The 19,184-nt window shown below is 51.6% G+C and carries 21 protein-coding genes; all 21 read right to left on the minus strand.

Features of this window, described 5'->3' with window-relative positions; all coding sequences use genetic code 11:
- Positions 1-6: 6 nt before the first annotated feature.
- Complete coding sequence (locus GF409_01230) at positions 7-1,086, minus strand: CBS domain-containing protein (GenBank protein ID MBD3425834.1); 1,080 nt, start codon at positions 1,084-1,086, stop codon at positions 7-9.
- Positions 1,083-2,354, minus strand: a complete 1,272-nt coding sequence (locus GF409_01235) for a hypothetical protein (protein ID MBD3425835.1) — start codon at positions 2,352-2,354, stop codon at positions 1,083-1,085. The genes GF409_01230 and GF409_01235 overlap by 4 nt, the downstream gene beginning before the upstream one ends.
- Positions 2,347-2,769 (minus strand): Holliday junction resolvase RuvX, encoded by a 423-nt coding sequence (ruvX, locus tag GF409_01240; protein MBD3425836.1) that lies wholly within the window; start codon positions 2,767-2,769, stop codon positions 2,347-2,349. The genes GF409_01235 and ruvX overlap by 8 nt, the downstream gene beginning before the upstream one ends.
- 2 nt (positions 2,770-2,771) lie before the next feature.
- Complete coding sequence (locus tag GF409_01245; protein MBD3425837.1) at positions 2,772-3,578, minus strand: tryptophan synthase subunit alpha; 807 nt, start codon at positions 3,576-3,578, stop codon at positions 2,772-2,774.
- An 11-nt stretch (positions 3,579-3,589) separates the two neighbouring features.
- Positions 3,590-4,789: a tryptophan synthase subunit beta gene (gene trpB / locus GF409_01250; GenBank protein MBD3425838.1), complete on the minus strand. Its 1,200-nt coding sequence runs from the start codon at positions 4,787-4,789 to the stop codon at positions 3,590-3,592.
- Positions 4,773-5,423 (minus strand): N-(5'-phosphoribosyl)anthranilate isomerase, encoded by a 651-nt coding sequence (locus GF409_01255; GenBank protein ID MBD3425839.1) that lies wholly within the window; start codon positions 5,421-5,423, stop codon positions 4,773-4,775. The genes trpB and GF409_01255 overlap by 17 nt, the downstream gene beginning before the upstream one ends.
- 27 nt (positions 5,424-5,450) lie before the next feature.
- Positions 5,451-6,227 carry an indole-3-glycerol phosphate synthase TrpC gene (gene trpC / locus GF409_01260; protein MBD3425840.1) on the minus strand — a complete coding sequence of 259 codons (777 nt, stop codon included), beginning with the start codon at positions 6,225-6,227 and terminating at the stop codon, positions 5,451-5,453.
- A gap of 37 nt (positions 6,228-6,264) precedes the next feature.
- Positions 6,265-7,266 carry an anthranilate phosphoribosyltransferase gene (gene trpD / locus GF409_01265; protein ID MBD3425841.1) on the minus strand — a complete coding sequence of 334 codons (1,002 nt, stop codon included), beginning with the start codon at positions 7,264-7,266 and terminating at the stop codon, positions 6,265-6,267.
- 16 nt (positions 7,267-7,282) lie between these two features.
- On the minus strand, positions 7,283-7,846 hold the full coding sequence (locus GF409_01270; protein MBD3425842.1) for an anthranilate/aminodeoxychorismate synthase component II: 564 nt from the start codon (positions 7,844-7,846) through the stop codon (positions 7,283-7,285).
- Positions 7,843-9,321, minus strand: a complete 1,479-nt coding sequence (trpE, locus tag GF409_01275) for an anthranilate synthase component I (protein ID MBD3425843.1) — start codon at positions 9,319-9,321, stop codon at positions 7,843-7,845. The genes GF409_01270 and trpE overlap by 4 nt, the downstream gene beginning before the upstream one ends.
- Positions 9,321-9,695 (minus strand): phosphoribosyl-AMP cyclohydrolase, encoded by a 375-nt coding sequence (gene hisI / locus GF409_01280; protein ID MBD3425844.1) that lies wholly within the window; start codon positions 9,693-9,695, stop codon positions 9,321-9,323. Before hisI ends, trpE begins: the two co-directional genes overlap by 1 nt.
- A gap of 12 nt (positions 9,696-9,707) precedes the next feature.
- Positions 9,708-10,466: an imidazole glycerol phosphate synthase subunit HisF gene (gene hisF, locus GF409_01285; GenBank protein ID MBD3425845.1), complete on the minus strand. Its 759-nt coding sequence runs from the start codon at positions 10,464-10,466 to the stop codon at positions 9,708-9,710.
- Positions 10,435-11,175: a 1-(5-phosphoribosyl)-5-[(5-phosphoribosylamino)methylideneamino]imidazole-4-carboxamide isomerase gene (gene hisA / locus GF409_01290; protein ID MBD3425846.1), complete on the minus strand. Its 741-nt coding sequence runs from the start codon at positions 11,173-11,175 to the stop codon at positions 10,435-10,437. The genes hisF and hisA overlap by 32 nt, the downstream gene beginning before the upstream one ends.
- Complete coding sequence (hisH, locus tag GF409_01295) at positions 11,172-11,780, minus strand: imidazole glycerol phosphate synthase subunit HisH (GenBank protein MBD3425847.1); 609 nt, start codon at positions 11,778-11,780, stop codon at positions 11,172-11,174. The genes hisA and hisH overlap by 4 nt, the downstream gene beginning before the upstream one ends.
- Positions 11,781-11,787: 7 nt before the next feature.
- The gene (locus GF409_01300) at positions 11,788-12,420 is read right to left on the minus strand and encodes an imidazoleglycerol-phosphate dehydratase (GenBank protein MBD3425848.1); all 633 of its coding nucleotides are present in this window, start codon (positions 12,418-12,420) and stop codon (positions 11,788-11,790) included.
- A gap of 27 nt (positions 12,421-12,447) precedes the next feature.
- Positions 12,448-13,674, minus strand: coding sequence for a histidinol dehydrogenase (gene hisD / locus GF409_01305; protein ID MBD3425849.1), 1,227 nt, complete (start codon positions 13,672-13,674; stop codon positions 12,448-12,450).
- Positions 13,671-16,424, minus strand: coding sequence for an alanine--tRNA ligase (gene alaS, locus GF409_01310; GenBank protein ID MBD3425850.1), 2,754 nt, complete (start codon positions 16,422-16,424; stop codon positions 13,671-13,673). Before alaS ends, hisD begins: the two co-directional genes overlap by 4 nt.
- Positions 16,378-16,860, minus strand: a complete 483-nt coding sequence (locus GF409_01315; GenBank protein ID MBD3425851.1) for a hypothetical protein — start codon at positions 16,858-16,860, stop codon at positions 16,378-16,380. The genes alaS and GF409_01315 overlap by 47 nt, the downstream gene beginning before the upstream one ends.
- A 33-nt stretch (positions 16,861-16,893) precedes the next feature.
- Entirely contained in the window at positions 16,894-17,949 is a 1,056-nt protein-coding gene (recA, locus tag GF409_01320; protein MBD3425852.1) for a recombinase RecA, read from the minus strand.
- Between the two features lie 204 nt (positions 17,950-18,153).
- Positions 18,154-18,720, minus strand: a complete 567-nt coding sequence (thpR, locus tag GF409_01325) for an RNA 2',3'-cyclic phosphodiesterase (GenBank protein ID MBD3425853.1) — start codon at positions 18,718-18,720, stop codon at positions 18,154-18,156.
- A complete protein-coding gene (locus GF409_01330; GenBank protein MBD3425854.1) occupies positions 18,717-19,184 on the minus strand; it encodes a nicotinamide-nucleotide amidohydrolase family protein in 468 nt (155 codons plus the stop codon). The genes thpR and GF409_01330 overlap by 4 nt, the downstream gene beginning before the upstream one ends.

The raw sequence follows: 19,184 nt of genomic DNA on the forward strand, positions 1-19,184 counted from the left end.
TTTCCGTCATGTGGTCTGATCATGAACCATCACATAAACCCTGTTTATGTCATCAAGAGTGACCACCCCCACTATCTGGTCGTTCTTGACCACGGGCAAAGCGTTGGTAGCCTGTTCGATCATTAGCTTTCTTGCCTTGTGGAGCCTTTCGCTGACACTTACCGGCTCAATATCCGTCCTCATTATCTCCTGGGCTGTTATCTCCTTGCCTTTGACATGCATGCCATGAAGGATCTCTTTCCTTGTGATCAACCCCATGTACTCGCCGTCGTCCAAAACCGGGAAATCCTCCTGATGCGCGTGGAACATCAACTCAAGAAGTTTCGACAGTCTGGTTTCCGGGTCTACATGTATGTAATCTCGCGGGAGAACGTCCTTTATGGTATATTTTTTGATGGTTTCTACGACCTCTACCTGCAGCCCCTCGCTGGAAGCGGCCATATATATGAAAACGGCTATGATCAAAAGGAATATATGTCCGTATACTATCCCCAGATAAGCGAACATAAGCGCGAATATGTGTCCCAACCTTACCGCAACGGCGGTGGCCTGCTTGAAACCCATCCTGGATGTAAGTATCGCCCTTAACACTCTTCCTCCATCCATCGGGAATGCGGGTATCAGGTTGAAGACGGCAAGCACAAGATTTATCCAGTATATATGTGCCCATACATTGAAACCTCCGGTATATTCGGCCTGCCCGGTCAATACCCTGAACGGGTACATAAGGGTCTCCCTGCCGAGGAACAGGTAAAGGGGATAAAAAAATACCGCCACTATGACAAGATTCGATAAAGGACCGGCAAGGGAAATGATCATCTCCTGATAAGGTTTTTTTGGAACTTCCTGCATGGAAGCGACCCCGCCAATAGGAAGAAGCGTGATCTTCTTTACTTTTATACCGAAATGAGCGGCGGCCAGACTATGGCAAAGCTCATGTACGGTCACGAAAAAGAATATCCCAATTATAAGCACCAGCCCCTTTGCCCCAAGTATCAGGGCAAAAAACGCAAGAAGCAGGAAAAACGTGACATGTATCTTTATATCTATTCCGAAAACCCTGGTCAGCCTGAATGAACCCCTCATAGTTTGCCCAGCTCCTTTTTGATAGCTCTTTTAACGTTGTCTTTTAAGCTGCCGATCATGGCAAGATGGGCCCCGCTGGAGCAAAAAAGCCGGTCACATGTCCTCTGTACGTCAGCGATACTGACCTGGTCTATCCTCCGCAGCACATCACTCACCTCGGGTATGAGATTATGCGTCATAAGCCTGTCCCCAAGCCACAGCATCCTGGTCGACGTCGCCTCCATGGCCAGGAGAAACTGTCCCTTCGCGTATCTTTTTGCCCGATCGAGTTCTTCTTCAGTGACCCCGAGATCCCTCAGCCGCTTGATCTCATCGAGTATGGCCGTCAAAGAACGTTTCGCGCTGAAATTATCCACACCGGCGTGTATCTGTATCTCTCCAACATCACTGTGACGCTTGTAGGTAGACGATATATCATAACACAAGCCGTACTTCTCCCGAAGTTCCTCGAACAACCGGGAAGACATGTTCCCGCCGAGGATAATGTTCATCATCTTAGTCGCGAACCTTTGGCGTATATTCCGGTCCTCCGCACGAAAACCCAGGGCTATGTGCGTTTGCTGGGTGTTGCCCCGGCACACCCTCATCCGCGGTCCCTTATGAAAAACCCCGGCCCTATCGAACGTGATCTTCTTCTTTCTTTTCTCCCCAGAGAACTTTTCCATGGCATACTGGCTGAGCCTGTCGGGATGAATGTTCCCTGCGGCAACAACGGCTATATTTCCCGGATGGTAGTTCTCCTCCTTGAAGCTCACCAGTTCGTCCTTGGTGAATTTTTTTACAGTACCCATGTTGCCGGTAAGCGGACGGCCCAGAGCGTTCCCCGGCCACATGATGCCGCTTAGAACGTCAAGCACGTGTTCGGCAGGCTGATCGCGGTACATCTTGATTTCCTCGCATATCACGAATTTCTCGCGGAGGATATCTTCCTTATCGAATTTCGCGTTCATGACCATGTCGGCAAGAACATCCATGCCCAGTTCCATGTATTTAGCGGGAACCTTGACCATGAAACAGGTCACCTCGTCCGAAGTAAACCCGTTGAACGATCCACCCACGCCCTCTATGGTCTCTTTCAGGTCCTTGGTCGTCCTGGTATGGGTGCCCTTGAACAGCATATGCTCAATAAAATGGCTGATACCGCTCTGCCGGTCAGATTCGTACCTGCCCCCGACACCTATCCAGATCCCTAGCGATACCGAACTCATCTGCGGCATCCTGGATACGACAACTTTTAGACCGTTCTTTCCCAGCGTTTTTTTATACATCAGTCCTCTTTCTGCTATCAAGATACGACTGCAGGATTAACTGCGCCGCGAGTTTGTCCACGGATTTCTTGCGCTTTTTCCTCGACAGGTCGGCTTCGAGCATTACCGCCTCGGCTTCCCTGGTACTTAATCTTTCGTCCCATAAATGTACAGGCAATTCAGCTCTTCGCCTGAGTTTATCGGCGAACCGTTCACTGTCAAGCGCCCGTTCGCCTTTTGATCCGTCCATGTTTACAGGAAGGCCGACAACTATTTCGCCCACGCCCAGTTCTCCGATCATGCTGATCAAGCGATCTATTACGGCTGTGTCGCTTTCCCTCCGCAAAAGAGCCCTGCCCTGCGCCAGTGTCCGGCTTTCATCACTTACGGCAACCCCTATTCTCTCGGTACCCAGATCAAGGCCCATTATCCTCATTCTCATTTAACCCCATGAACCGCCCTTGCCATGGACCGGGCGAACTTCTCGACGCCCGAGACCATCCTTCTCTTGCTGGCAAGGTTCTTTTCAATGACTTTGATGATAGCACTTCCCACTATGACACCATCGGCGGCACCAGCCAGGTCCTTGGCCTGTTCAGGGGTGGATACACCGAATCCCACGCAAACGGGTTTTTTCGTCATTTTTTTCAGTATATTTATTTCGGTCTTTACCTTGGCGGAAAGCTTTTTCCGCGCACCGGTAACACCGGTAAGCGAGACATAGTAAATAAACCCGCGAGAACGGGCCGCTATCTTCTTGAACCGCTCAAGCGGGGTCGTCGGCGCGGCAAGCAATACGACGTTGAAATCCTCCTTGTCCCCGTGTTCGGTTAGTTCGCCGGATTCCTCCATCGGTAGATCCGGGACTATGACCCCGTCCACGCCGCATGTCTTGGCGTCTTTAATAAAATCGCGGATGCCGTAGTTAAAAACTATATTATAATAGGTCATGAAGACCATGGGGACATCAACCTCGCGCCTTAGCTGCCTGACCATATCCATGACCTTTCTTACGGTACATCCCGCCTTGAGCGACCGCTGGGTGGCTTTCTGGATGGTCGGCCCGTCCGCGAGCGGGTCCGAAAAAGGTATGCCCAGCTCGATAATGTCCGCTCCCGCCTTAGCCAGAGAGGTAACGACCGTCTTGCAGGTCTTAAGGTCTGGGTCTCCCGCGGCAACATAAGCTATGAAAGCCTTATGGCCTTTTTCCTTGAGCTCTTTGAATTTTCTGTTTATTCTGTTCATTTGCTGTCCCGTCATTTTACGTACAAATGTTCCCTCAATATGTCTATATCTTTATCCCCCCTGCCGGAGAGGCATACGACAACCAAATCGTTCTTGTGGGTCTTCTTGACAAGGGTCTGAAGATAGGCGATGGCATGGGCGCTTTCCAGAGCGGGTATTATACCTTCCACCTCGGACAACAGCCTGGTGGCATCAAGCGCTTCCTTATCCGTCGCATAAACATATTCGGCCCGCTTGGTCACCTTGTAGTACGAATGCTCAGGCCCCACTCCGGGGTAATCAAGCCCCGCTGAAACAGAATGTGCCAGATGCACCTGTCCGTCCCGGTTCTCAAGAAGAAAGCTTTTGCTCCCATGAAGCACCCCTATTTTACCCTTCAGAAGGGCCGCCCCGTGTTTGCCCGTAGTTATACCCAGACCAGCAGCTTCGACGCCTATGAACTTTATCTTCTTATCGTCAAAGAAAGGATGGAAAAGACCCATCGCGTTACTACCTCCTCCGACGCAGGCAACAAGATGCGTGGGAAGTTTCTTTTCCTTTTCCATGATCTGCTCGCGCACTTCTTTTCCTATCACTGTCTGGAAATCCCTTACCATCATGGGATAGGGATGGGGGCCCGCGACCGAACCTATAACATAAAAAGTGTCACGCACGTTAGTGACCCAGTCCCTGATAGCTTCGTTCATCGCATCCTTGAGGGTGCGGGAACCGCTTTCAACCGGTATAACGTTCGCTCCCAGCATCTTCATCCTGAAAACATTAAGGCTTTGCCTGTGTATGTCTTCGGTGCCCATGTACACGTCGCAATCAAGACCGAACAGCGCAGCAACGGTAGCGGTGGCCACTCCGTGCTGCCCGGCGCCTGTCTCAGCGATAAGCCTTTTCTTGCCCATCTCAACGGCCAGAAGCCCCTGACCGATAGTATTGTTTATCTTGTGGGCTCCGGTGTGCAGGAGATCCTCGCGTTTGAGGTATATTTTCAGCCCTCCCAGCCGTTTAGTAAGGTTCTCCGCGAAATAAAGAGGCGTCGGTCTTCCCGCATAATCGCGCAGGAAATACCGGAAACGTTCCTTGAACGAAGCTGACCGGGATATCCTCTTATAGGCGTCTGTCAGTTCCCTCAGGGCAGGCATAAGCGTCTCGGGCACGTATTCGCCCCCGAACTGACCGAAGTATCCCTTACTATCGGGTAATTTAGGTGTTTTTCGCATTTTCGATGAACTCCTTTAATAATGTGGCATCCTTTTTCCCGGGCTGCTTCTCAACCCCGCTTGAAGTATCAACTCCGTAGGGCGCAACCGCTCTGACCGCATCGGCCACGTTATCCGGGTCGAGTCCTCCGGCCACGAAAGTGCGGCCCCGGACGTCCTCCGACAGGTCATTCAGCGCATCCCAATCGAACCTTAATCCGGTACCCCCGTCCCTTTCGGGGTGGTATGTGTCGAACACAAAATAATCAGCGTTCTTGTAGTCTTCCGGGTAATTACCCCCGTTGGGCACGATAGCACGGTCGACCTTGAAGACCTTCATAACGCCAACAGGTGCTGATCCGGCAACCGACATGCAGTATTCCGGCGATTCAGTTCCGTGAAGCTGGACGTGGTCGAACCGTTGGCCGGAGAGGAACTGCTTTACCGTCTCCAGCCGCTCATCCTTAAAAAGAGCCACCATGCCCACCTTCGGGTATCTTTTCTTAACGCGATCTATTATACCCACAGCTTCATCGGGCTCGATATGCCTTGGAGTCCCTTTAACGAATATGAACCCCAGAAGGTCCGCCCCGTATTCAGAGGACCTTTTGGCATCCTCGAAATTGGTTATACCGCATATTTTCACCTTGACCAAAATAAAAGCTCCTTCTTGACGGTCCCTCTATTCCCTGATAAGCTCCCTGACTTTCTGCCCGATGTTCTCCGCACGCATGAAAGTCTCCCCTATAAGCACGCAGTTCACCCCGAGGCTCTTGAGGAACATCACCTGTTCGTAGGTCTCGATCCCGCTTTCGGAAACTATGACCTTTGTCTCCGGTATAAGACGTATAAGCCTCTGGGTATTGGAAATATCCACGTTAAAATCGGAAAGATCACGGTTATTTATACCGATTATGGCGGCGTTACTGGCAAGTGCCTTCTCGACGTCCTCCTCGTTATGGACCTCGACCAGAGCGTCCATCCCCAGTTCCCTTGTAAAAGCCAGGTACCTGGTCAGCTCTTCCTGCGTGAGGATCTGCGCAATGAGAAGAAGCGCGTCCGCGCCGCTTACTAGTGTTTCATAGATCTGGTATTCATCGATAATGAAATCTTTTCTGAGAACCGGTATGGTCACTCTCTCCTTGACCAGCTTCAGATATTCCAGTTTTCCGTCAAAGAACCTTTCATCCGTAAGAACGCTGATCGCGCTGGCACCCGAAGCCTGGTAAGCAAGAGCGATCCTCAGCGGATCAAAGTCCTGGCGTATTATCCCTTTGGAAGGAGAGGATCTTTTGATCTCGGCGATCAGGTTAATATGCCCTCTCCTTGAAATGCTCTTTCTGAACATGCTCTTGGTGTACATCGAAGAGGCCTTATCCTTAAGCTCATTGAGCGGCACCTGTTTCTGAGACCTGTCTATCTCCCTGCGCTTCTCCTCAATTATCTTTGAAAGTATCATTTATCCTTCCTTACATTTTATCGCGCACCCGGTGCGGTCACCCCGCCAGGCGCCTGAGCTGCTCGAGCTTCTCCATCGCCCTGCCCGAATCAATAGCTTCCTCGGCCATGCGCATGCCCTGTTTAAAACTTTTCACCTTACCCGCGGCCATGAGCGCAACACTGGAATTCATAAGAACTATGTCCCGCCTGGGACCTTTCCCCCCGGAAAGAACATCTTTGACCATTTTCGCGTTCTGCTTCACTGTTCCGCCTTTTATGGTGGATAGAGGCCTGCGTTTTATACCGAAAGACTCGGGGCTGACAAGGAATGACCGTATCTTCCCGTCCTTGAGGCGGCTGATCTTCGTCCTGTCCGCTATACTGACCTCGTCCAGACCGTCGTCCCCGCAAACGATATAGGCTGACTTGGTGCCGAGTTTTTTCAGCACCCGGGCCATGGTATCAGTAAGGCGCCTGTCATAGACTCCCAGTATCTGGCAGTTCGCGAAAGCCGGATTGGATAATGGCCCAAGTATATTAAAAACAGTTCTGATACCTATCTCTCTGCGCGGCATCAACGCGTGCTTCATCGCGCCGTGGTAAAGCGGAGCGAAAAGGAAGCCGATATCTATCTTTTTCAGGCATCTTTCCATGACCCTTTTCGAAGCTGTTATCTTTACGCCCAGCTCCTCCAGAACGTCCGCGCTGCCGCACTTGCTGGAAGCGGCCCGGTTGCCGTGTTTGGCCACCTTTACCCCGCAGGCGGCAAGAACGAACGCCGCCGTGGTCGAAACATTGAAGGTGTGTTTTGCGCTGCCGCCGGTACCGCAGGTATCCAGAACAGTTCCCGGAACCCTGATCTTGACCGCTTTCTGTCTCATGGCTTTGGCGGCTCCTGTTATCTCCTCAACGGTCTCTCCCTTCATCCTGAGGGCTGTAATAAAGGCCCCTATCTGCGAGGGCGTTGCTTTACCGGTCATAATGCCGGTGAAGACCGAACGGGTCTGCTTCTCGGTAAGATCCACTCCTTCAACGATCTTCTGTATGGCTTGCTTCATTTTCATGCTTTTCCCCTCATACCTCGATAAAGTTCTTCAATATGTTCATCCCTTCGGCGGTCAGTATGGATTCGGGGTGGAACTGCACCCCCCAGATCGGATGATCTTTGTGGACCACAGCCATTATCTCCTCATCCCCGGTCCTCGCTATAACCCTGAGCGGGTCCTTGACGGTAGCGGGATCAACGACGAGCGAATGATATCTTGTCGCCACGAAGGGGGACGGTATCCCACTGAATATACCTTCTCCCTCGTGGTATACTTTACTGACCTTACCGTGCATTATCCTGTCGCTCTGTATTATCTGTGCTCCATAGACCTCGCCTATGCACTGGTGCCCGAGACAGACCCCGAGGATGGGTACCCTCCCCGCGAAAAGCCTTATGGCCTCCTTTGATATGCCGGCGTCATCCGGATTCCCCGGGCCGGGGGATATGATCAGCCTTTCAGGTGACATCTTTTCGATCTGTTCGGGGGCTATCCTGTCGTTACGGTAGACCGCGACCTCTTCCCCCAGTTCACCAAGGTATTGAACAAGGTTGTAAGTGAAAGAATCGTAGTTATCTATTACGAAGATCATTGCAGCCCTCTTTCGGCGAACTCGATGGCCTTGAGCATGGCCCTGGCCTTGTTCTTCGTCTCCTTGTATTCCAATCTGGGATCGGAATCGAGCACTATACCGGCACCGGCCTGTATATACGCGGTATCGTCTATCATGATTATCGTTCTTATGGTAATACACAGGTCGATATTGCCTGAAAAACTTATATACCCCACGCAACCGGCATAAGGCCCCCGTCTTGTCTTCTCCAGGCTGTCTATGAGTTGCATGGCCCGGACCTTGGGAGCGCCGGTCACGGTACCCGCCGGGAAAGTGGCGCGTATCAAACTGTAAACATCCTCCCCTTCCCGCAGTTTGCCCACCACGTCGCTCACGATATGCATAACGTGTGAATAGCGCTCGATACGCATCAGCTCTCTTGGCTTGACCGAAGAATATTCGCAGACCCTTCCGATGTCGTTACGCCCCAGATCGACGAGCATGATATGTTCGGCCCTTTCCTTGGGATCGGCCAAGAGCTCCCTCTCCATTGTAAGGTCATCCTCTTCGTCTTTTCCCCGTTTGCGCGTGCCGGCTATGGGTCTTACTTCCACGAGGCTATCCTCACATCTTACGAGTATCTCAGGAGAAGAACCGACCAGCCTGTAACCGTCGAGCTTAAGATAGAACATGTACGGCGAAGGATTTATAGACCTTAACGCCCTGTAGACCATGAATGGATCGGCCTCGGTCTTTCTGCGGAACCTCTGGGAAAGGACAAGCTGTATGACCTCTCCCGAGCGGATGTATTCCTTTGTTCTTTCGACCGCTTCCCGGAACTGCTCCTCAGTGAAATTGGAATCGGTTTCATGCCGGGAGTCCTTAACAGGAAGATCTTCAGGCTCCGGCAGATCTTTTTTGAGCTTTTCGACTATTCTGTCGATCTTCTCGCATGCCTTCCGGTAGGCCTTGCCGGGATCGTCCTTCTCGACGAGCGAATTGGAAACCACTTTTATCTTATGGTCTACATGGTCAAATATGAGAATAGTGTCCGTAAGCATGAAAAGCATCTCAGGAACATCGAAATCCTCCGGGTTCTCATCGGGGATTTCCTCGATAAAGCGGACCATATCATACCCCATATAGCCAACCAGCCCACCGCAGAACCTCGGCAGACCTTTTACATTGACGAACTTGAAACGCCCCATGAATTGCCTGATCTCGCTTATGGGGTCCTCTTTGGCGATGCGCTCTTCGGTCCTGGATCCGCGGGTAAAGGTTATCTTCTCCCCTTTGCTGTGGATAATAAGCGAGGGGTCGCTTCCCAAAAACGAATACCTGGCCATGTGAGCGCCTCCCTCCACCGACTCCAATAGATAAGCGTATCCCTTGTCGTCTATCTTCCTGAAAGCTGAAAGAGGAGTATCGAAGTCCGCCAGAAGCTCTTTGTAAACAGGTATCACGTTACCCTGTTCAGACAGTTCTATGAATGTGTCCTTGTCCGGATAATACATTATTTGTTATACACTTCCTCGGGGTCAAAAACCCTTTGCTCATCCACAAAAAAGCCCCCCTTATCATCTACTTTTCTGAAATAACAGCTGAAATACCCCTTATGGCATGCCGCCCTTTCCTGGTCTACTTTGAAAAGCAGTGAGTTATCCGCGCAATCGACGGCAATTTCCTTCACGGCCTGCACGCAGCCGGATGTCTCGCCCTTGAGCATTATGCGCCCCTTGGACCTTCTGAAAACGTAGATCTTCTTCTCTTTAATGGTCCTCTCGAGCGCCTCTTTATCCATATAACAGAGCGTAAGGACCCGTCCGGTCTTATCGTCCTGTATTATAGCGGGGATGAGCCCCTTCTGGTCAAAATTAAGTTCTTTCATGAAATCCATGTTCTACTCCCTTACAAGTACACCGTTCTTTTTAAGATACTCCTTTACCTGCCGTATTGAATATTCCCTGAAATGAAAAATGGAAGCGGCCAGGGCCGCGTCCGCCTTGCCCTCGGTAAGGACCTGCAATATATGTTCCATATTGCCGCATCCTCCGGAAGCTATCACCGGTATGGATACCGCCTCGCTTACCGTACGGGTAAGATCGATATCAAAACCGTCCCTGGTGCCGTCACGATCCATGCTGGTAAGCAGGATCTCGCCAGCACCGAGGTTTTGAACACGCTTTGCCCATTCCACCACATCGATACCGGTAGCTTCCCTTCCGCCCTTTATGTAAACCTCCCATTTGCCGGCAGCTGCCATCTTGGCGTCGATGGCGACCACCACGCACTGGGAACCGAACTTGCAACTGGCCTCCTTCACAAGTTCTTCTCTCTGCACGGCCGAGGTATTAACCGATATCTTGTCACAACCGGCGTTGAGAAGTTCCCGTATGTCCTCGGTAGTGGAGATACCTCCCCCGACCGTATAGGGCATAAAAACCTTTTCCGCCACTCTTTCGGCGACATCGACCATCGTCTTGCGCTTCTCGTGGCTTGCTGTTATATCAAGGAAGACCAGCTCATCCGCTCCCTCATTATTATATATTTCAGCGTTCGTGACAGGGTCCCCGGCATCTATCAGGTTGACGAAATTGACGCCTTTTACGACACGGCCCTCTTTAACGTCAAGACAGGGTATTATCCGCTTTGCCAGCATCTATGGCCTCCCTTAGGTCTATGGTCCCTTCGTAAAGCGCCCTTCCCACGATCACACCGGAAAGACCCAGCGGTTCAAGCTTTTTAAGCCCTTTTATGTGATCGACGGTCTTTACCCCTCCGGCTGAAATAAGCTTGATATTGACCTCCTGTAGAATCCTTTCCAGGTGATCCGTGCTGGGCCCGGCGAGCATACCGTCCTTCTGTATATCCGTATAGATGATCTCGCGTGCTCCGAAGGAGACGAACTTGCGCAGGATATCGAACAGATCAAAGTCCATCTCTTCCTCCCAGCCTTCCACCTTGGGCTGGAAGTTCTTTGCGTCCGCGCTGAGGATGACCCTTTCACGAAAATCCGTGATACAGTTCCTGGCGAAATCAAGCTCCTGGAAAGCCTTGGTACCGACAACGACCCTCCAAACGCCGTGATCAAGCGCGCTTTTAATATCGATCTCCTTGCGGTAACCGCCTCCAACCTCGACGGGTATGCTGAGAGCTTTTACGATCTCCCGTATGGTGTCCAGATTGACTGGGCGGCCTTCCCTTGCGCCGTCCAGATCAACGACATGGAGCATCTCCGCACCCATGGCTTCCCATTTCCTTGCAGCATCCAGAGGTGAAAGCTCGTATTTGAGCTTGCGGCCGTAATCACCCTGTTTGAGCCTGACGGTCTTACCGCCGATAATGTCTACAGCTGGTATTATCTTCATAATCTTGAAAAGTTCTCCAGTATTTTAAGTCCGTTACTCTGTGACCTCTCGGGATGGAACTGTACAGCGTAAATATTGTCCTTCCATAACGCGGAAGTGTATTCCAGCCCGTATTCGGTGATCCCGCAGGTGCTCTCTTTTTCGGTGCTGTCGCAATAATACGAATGCACAAAATAGAAATACGACCCGCTCCGGACCCCTTTAAAGAGAGGACATCCCTCTTTTAATATATTAACGGTGTTCCAACCTATCTGCGGCACTTTCAGCCCCTCTGCCCGAGGAAAGAGCCTGACGTTACCTTCGACCACCCCCAGACCCTCGCACCCGCCGCTCTCCTCGCTGCGGGTGAAAAGAAGCTGTAATCCCAGGCATATGCCCAGAAAAGGCCGCCCGTCACCCAGATAGTCCTTTATGGCCCCGGTAAGGCCCCTTTTCGCAAGACCCTCCATCGCGTCCTTGCCGGAACCGACGCCCGGGAACACCAGTTTATCCACATCCTTCATTGAAGCGCGATCCGCACAGATGATCACTTCCTCACCTATGTACCGGAACGCGTTATGGACGCTCCTTAAATTACCGGCTCCGTAATCTATGATACCGATCATGACTCTCCTACAGTATACCCTTGCTTGAAGGGACCTCGTCCTTTCTTCTTGGGTCTATCCTGGTCGCCCGGTCCATGGCGATACCAAGCGCTTTGAACGCCGCTTCAAGATAATGGTGCAAGTCCCCTTCCCCGGTTATCTCAACATGGAGATTCATCGCCATCTTGTTCGCGAAGCTGGTAAGGAAGTCCTGCGCGTAATGCATCGAATAACCTTCATCGTCCTTGATCGCTTCCTGGAATTTACCTTTTCTTTCAAAAACGAATGCCGGACGGTTCGAAAGGTCTACCACGACTCTGGCTCTTGCCTTGTCCATGGGTACTTCCGCTGAAGCTGTTCTGGCTATTCCCTTACACTCCCCCAGAGCCTTCCTGAAAGCTTCGCCCATGGCCAGGCCTATGTCCTCGTTGAGGTGGTGGTTATCCACGTGGGTATCCCCAGTAGCGTAAAGCTCAAGGTCAAAATAACCGTGATAAGAAAAAAGCGTGAGCATGTGGTCCAGAAACCCTATAGAGGTCGTGATCTTCGTCTGGCCCGTGCCGTCAATGTTAAGAACGGGTATCTTGATCTGCGTTTCCTTGGATTCTCTGGCGTACTCTATCTTTCTTTCTCTGTATGAACTTTTGCCGAATATTGACATATTCCCTCCATTCCCGGTCAGGATCACTTATTCGCACCTTATCCCGACTGACTCCCAGTGCTTTTCGAGTTTTTCCAGTTCCGTGAGCTCCTTCACCCATCCGGCGGACCCGGAAAGTGCCTTACGTGAATACGAGATTATGTGCGAACTCTTAATGAAACTCCTCAGATTAAGACCCGACGAATACCGCGCCGTGCCCCCTGTCGGCAGGACATGACTCGGACCCGCCACGTAATCGCCCAGAGCTACCGGGGTATATTGCCCCAGGAAAATGGCCCCCGCATTGGTGATGTTCTTAAGGACCCTCTTTGGTGACTTTACCATAAGCTGGAGATGTTCCGGCGCTATTCTATTGGATATTTCAGCAGCCTCATCAAGATTCTTGACCTTGATTATGTACCCCTTCACCTCCGGGTCTTTATGGAGGGCGTTGAACACCCTTCTTGAAGGGGTCACCAGAACAGCCAGCCCCTTATGGTGTTCCGCCTGCGCCTGCAGGTCCTTCTTTATGTAATCGATGTTGGCGAACCTGTTTGCTATGATCAGAACTTCACTGGGTCCGGCAAGCATGTCTATGTCACAGTGACCGAAGACCTGGCGCTTTGCCTCTGTGACATACTCGTTACCCGGACCTACTATCTTGTCCACCCGCGGTATGGTCTTCGTGCCGTAGGCAAGGGCTCCTATAGCCTGGGCCCCTCCCACCTTGTATATCTCATCGACCTTTAATAGGTCGGCGACCACCAGTATATGCGGGTCGATGCTCTTGTACTCGTTTGGGGGGGAGGTGAGAATTATCCTCTTTACCCCCGCTATCTTCGCCGGAAGCACTGTCATGTAAACACTCGAAACTAAGGGCACCGTCCCGCTCGGGACATAAACCCCGACCCTTTCTATGGGTTCGAATTTCTCGCCCAGCTCTATACCCGATTCGTGCTGTATTGACCAGGATTTCGGGACCTGGTTCTTGTAGAACTTGTCGATGTTGCGGATTATCTTCTTGAGAGTGTTCACGATCTCGGGTTTTATGTCCTGGTAGGCACCGCTTATCTCCGCCTCGCCGACTTTGAGGTCCTTTTTCCTCATGTCAATCCTATCGAAACGTTTGGTGTATCTTAAAACGGCGCCATCGCCGTCCTTCCGGACGCTTTCGAGTATCCCTGAAACCTTCTTCTGCAATCGCACTCTGCCCTGATCATGTCTGTTGACAAGCCCCTCAAATACCTTACTGCCTACTTTAATGCTCCTCATCATGTCCCCTTTATGATGTTCTTCCCCTCTTCGACCGCCTTTTCCAGTCCCTCGGGATCTTTGCCTCCCGCCTGTGCGAAAACCGCCTTGCCTCCGCCACCGCCGGATATATGACCCGAGATCGCCGTGACCACATCTTTGGCGTTATACCCCTTGTCGGCCATATCCTGCGTAACCGCGCAGATCAGGAAAGCTTTGTCGCCTTTAGCCGAACCCAGTAGAACTATACCGGATCTGGTCTGTTTTTCAAGATATGCGGTCACCCTCCGGAGGACTTGCATGTCGACATCCGGTATGACCCCGCAGACGAGATCACCCTCGGGAAGTTCCACCCGTTCGGTCAATAACTTGTCGGCCCGGTCTTTAGCCTCATCGAAGGCCTCCGCCTGCTTTTTCTTCTGTTTCTTCTTGGCTGCCTTCTCAAGCCGTTCGATCGCCCGGGTGAACGCGGGCTTTATCTCCTCTTCATAAAGCTTTATAACGTCCCTGTCGATCTTGATCCTGCCTGAAGCGATACCCTCGGCCTTTTTCTCAATATCCTTGTCCAACCCAGCATCGCCGTCGGCGGCCTTGCGGTATTCCCTTATGAAATTTTCAAGCTCCTCTTTCAACCACCTTTCGGCGTTATCGCCGGTCACAGCTTCTATGCGCCTAATGCCACTGGCCACCGAACTTTCGGATATGATCTTGAAAATGCCTATCTCAGAAGTGTTATCCACATGCGTTCCGCCGCAGAGTTCCTTCGAGTGCTCTCCAACTGTGACCACCCGCACCGTATCATCATACTTTTCGCCGAAGAAAGAAAGCGCCCCCTCGGCATGGGCCTCTTTGATCTGCTTTGTCTCTTTGCTTACCTGGATACCGTCCTGTATCCAACCGTTCACAAGTTCCTCGACCTTCTCTATCTCCCTTTCGGAAAGCTTCTTCATATGTGTAAAGTCGAAGCGCAGCCGCTTCTCATCAACAGCAGAACCGGACTGCTTCACCTGGTCTCCCAGGACCTTCCGCAACGCTGCCTGCAACAGGTGCGTGGCCGTGTGGTTGATGGCGGTCATCTGCTTCTTATCCGTATCGAGATATAGTCTGACCCGGTCGCCTTTCTCGAGACTTCCCTTTTTCACGAAAACGACCAGGACCTTCATGCCCTCGGCCTCGAAAGTGTCAAGGACCTTTATGTCACAACCCTCTTTCTCTATGCGTCCGGTATCTCCGACCTGCCCGCCTCCTTCGGGATAGAATCTAGCGCTCTGTGGATCGGCCACTATCTCGGCCCTTTCTCCCTCACCGACGCTCTTGACGGCCTTCTCCTCGAGCAGGATGAACTTGACCTCGGTCTCCAGGGGCAGCTCATCGGAGCTTTCCGGCTTTTCAACGCCCTTGAACTTCTCGGGCTTGAAGATGAACTCTTCGGTTATATAGCTTCCTTTTCTCGACTGCTCGCGCCTCTTTTCCATTAGTCGCTCGAAGCCTTGCATGTCTAAAGACACGTCCGATTCCTGTTCGATGACATCGACCGGAAGGCCGTAGGTATCAACAAGCTTGAAGATCTGCTCCCCCGAGAGCTCTTCGGGTCTTGCTCTGAGCATATCCTCCAGTATGGGCGTCGCCGCATCCAGCGTCTCGTTGAAACGCTTCTCTTCCTCTTCCACTATCGCGCTTATATGTTCTCTCTTCTCGGACAGTTCCGGGTAGGCGTCCTTCATCACCCTTACTACCGTAGGCACGATCTTATACAGAAAAGGCCCGCTCCTGTCGCTCCTCAAATAGGCCCTTCGAATGAGCTTCCTCACTACATAACCCTGCTTTTCATTCGAAGGCGAGACCCCGTCGCAGATAGCAAAAGTAATTGCACGGATATGGTCCGCAATAAGATGAACGTCTTCTTCTTTTTTGCGGCCGCCCTTGCCGGGGCTGGCCATGTACTTTTCAACATCTTCGTTAATAGGCCTGAATATATCGATATCAAAGTTCGTCCTGACCTTCTGCATGACCGCCGCCATACGCTCAAGCCCCATGCCGGTATCAATGTTCTTCTTCGGCAGCGGATCAAGCGTGCCGTCGGGCTTTCTTTCGAACTGCGTGAAGACGAGGTTCCAGACCTCAAGGAACCTGTTACACCCGCATGCGGGGGTGCATTCTTCCCGTCCGCAACCAGAGTCAGGTCCCTGGTCATAGAATATTTCGGAACACGGCCCGCAGGGTCCGTTGGGCCCCTTGGAGGGGGCGTCCGCCGGCCAGAAATTATCATGCTCTCCCATTTTCACTATTCTTCCTGGCGGGAGCTGTACGCGATCGGCCCAGATGCGATAGGCCTCATCATCATCCTTATAGACAGAAACCCAGAGCTTGTCCTCATCAAGACGCATCTCTTTTGTCATGAATTCCCACGCCCAGAGTATCGCCTCTTCCTTGAAATAATCACCGAAGGAAAAATTGCCCAGCATCTCGAAAAATGTATGGTGACGCGGGGTCTTGCCCACGTTCTCCAGGTCTCCCGTACGGAAACATTTCTGACAGGAAGCGGCCCGGGTATATGTTATGTTCTTTCCCATGAACTGTTCCTTGAACTGGTTCATACCTGCCCCGGTAAAAAGCAGGGTCGGGTCGTTCCTCGGCACCAGAAGATCGCTCTCCACGACCCTGTGGCCCTTTTTCTCGAAGAACTCAAGGAACTTCTGTCGTATGTATCCCGTTGAATTTTCCATTTCAGTATCCGAGCACCTCGTTAACCGCCTCTTCGGCTGTTTCGGCATCGAACCCCCTCCTCAGAAGAAAACTGAAAAGCCTCGCCTTCATCTTGTCCCTGTCCTGCGGGGTTTTTTCGTCCTGAACGATGCCGCTCACCAGCTCAACGGCCATCTTCTTCTCATCGAGCTGCTTCTCCCTTCTTGACATTGCCTCATCTATCATTTTGGCATCGACACCTTTTCTTTCGAGTTCTTTTTCCAAAAGGCCTCTGGCCCGAGGGCTTTTTCTCAGCCTCTCGTCTATCCAGTCAACGGCGAACCTGAGGTCATCAACAAGTCCTTCCCTCTTGAGAGCGCCAATTGTCACGGCTATATGGTCGGTCGTATAGTCCTTTGCCCTCATCCGGACTTTCAGCTCTTTCTCGGTCCTTTGCCTTGAGGATAACAGCCGCAGGCAGTAATTCCTGCACCTTTTAAGTTCCTTCTCCGGTTCCTTGCGCATTTATCCTGTGGTTGAGAGGTTCAGCGAATAAGCTTAGCTTGTGGATGCGATGGCCTTTCTGACTTCCGTCTCTATCTGTTTCATCAGTTTCGGGTTTTCCTTAAGGTACAGTCTAGCGTTCTCTTTACCCTGACCGATCTTTTCCTCGCCGAACGAAAGCCACGTTCCGCTCTTTTTTATCACCCCGGTCGCTTCCCCTATATCAATTATGGATGAGGAATGCGATATGCCCTCGTCGAACATTATATCGAACTCGGCTTTCTTGAACGGCGGCGCGACCTTGTTCTTGACGACCTTGGCCCTAATGCGGCTGCCGATGACCTTGTCCCCCTTCTTAAGGGATGCTATCCTTCTGAGGTCTATCCTCACGGAGGAATAGAACTTGAGTGCGTTACCCCCGGTAGTCGTCTCGGGATTGCCGAACATGACCCCTATCTTCATGCGGATCTGGTTTATGAAGATAACGCATGTCTTTGACTTGCTGATAACTCCCGTCAGCTTGCGCAGCGCCTGGCTCATAAGGCGCGCCTGCAGGCCTACATGCGAATCCCCCATATCGCCTTCAAGCTCCTTCCTGGGTGTCAGAGCGGCCACTGAATCGATAACGACTATATCGACCGCGTTGCTCCTTACCAGGGTCTCCGCTATTTCCAGGGCCTGTTCGCCGCTGTCAGGCTGTGATATGAGCAGGCTGTCCAGGTTGACCCCTATCTTTTCAGCATAAACAGGATCGAACGCGTGCTCGGCGTCTATGAAAGCTGTCTCCCCTCCGGCTTTCTGTGCCTGGGCGAGTATGCTGAGGGTCAGCGTGGTCTTGCCGCTTGACTCCGGACCGTATATCTCAACGACCCTGCCCCTGGGTACCCCGTTCACCCCCAAGGCTATATCCAGACCGATCGCACCTGTCGGGATCGAAGCTATGTCCGCCCTGTATCCTTCGCCCATTTTCATTATGGCTCCTTCGCCGAAATCCTTCTCGATCTTGTTGAGGGCCATTTCCAGTGCTTTTTTCTTGCCGGATGAGTTTTGTTGGGCGAGCTTATCTTGGCTGTTTTTTGTAGAAGCTTTTCCCTTGGATGTTCTGGACATAATTACCTCCCTTTATTAATTAGTATTATAATTATTGTTCTCTATTATACAATAGGGTCTGAATATTTCAATATTAATATGCGTATCGGGTAGCAGCTCCTGAGGGCGATCATACCTTTTAGCTAACTTTAGTTCCCCATAGGGGTGATCTCTCATCTTAATTGTAGACCTTTCGGAAGGCGGGATACTTTCACCGGCGGTCTATCAGCCGGCAAGCTCTGCCGAAGCCATCTCCGTATACACAGCACCCTCGGGGGTGAGCTCCGACTTGAAAAGAATTATCCTTGAAACGCGACTGGGAACAGGATTGACCCGGGTCTTTTCGGTCAGTTCCCTGAGTTCTTTTTTCCTTTTTGCGCTCCTTATCCTGCCAAGCGTAAGATGCGGGGTATATGCTCTTTTTTCTTTATCGAACCCTTCTTTCTGCAGTACCCGCTCGGCCCTAGAAACTATTTCTTTTACCTCGTCGCTCCCTCCGGCGAGACCTATCCAGAGCACTTTCGCATATTCCCATTTAGGGAAAACCCCTATTTTTTCCAGGACGAACTCGAAGGGGCTTGTGCCTTTTGCTATATCCTTTAGTTTTTCTGCAACACGCACCAGGCGATCCTCTTCAACTTCACCGAGGAACTTAAGGGTAAGATGCACCGATTCGGGCTTGACCCACTTAACGGCCGCCCCGGAACTTTTGAGGGTATCGGCGACGCGCGCCAGTTCCAGCCTGGCCTGTTCGGACAGTTCGATCGCTATAAATGAACGCACTTTCTTCATATGTTTTCTGATATAAGCTCAAGGACTGCCGTTGCGAACTTTTGTTTAACCTGTTCACGGGTGCCTTTACAGTGTATCTTGCGTGTTCTTTCGGTATCCCCCGAGAGAACAGCCATGAACGCCGTGCCTACGGGTTTACCCGGCCGGGCGCCGCCGGGACCGGCAATACCTGTGATCGCCGCTGATATATCCGTATTAAGAAGGGACCTCGCACCCCTGGCCATTGCCCGGGCTACCTGTCGGCTCACCGCACCGTGTGTTTTTATAAGGCTCTCGGGTACTTTCAGGACCGATATCTTCACGCGGTTGGAATAAGCAATAATACCGCCGAGGTAATACGCCGAACTACCGGGGATGTCAGTGATGCGGCTTGAAAGCAGACCCCCCGTACAGGATTCGGCTACCGACAGCATTCTTTTTCCGTTTTTCAGCTTTCTGGATATATCCTGTTCCGGCATTTGCAT

The sequence above is a fragment of the Candidatus Omnitrophota bacterium genome (assembly GCA_014728045.1).
Lineage (GTDB): Bacteria > Omnitrophota > Gorgyraeia > Tantalellales > Tantalellaceae > WJMH01.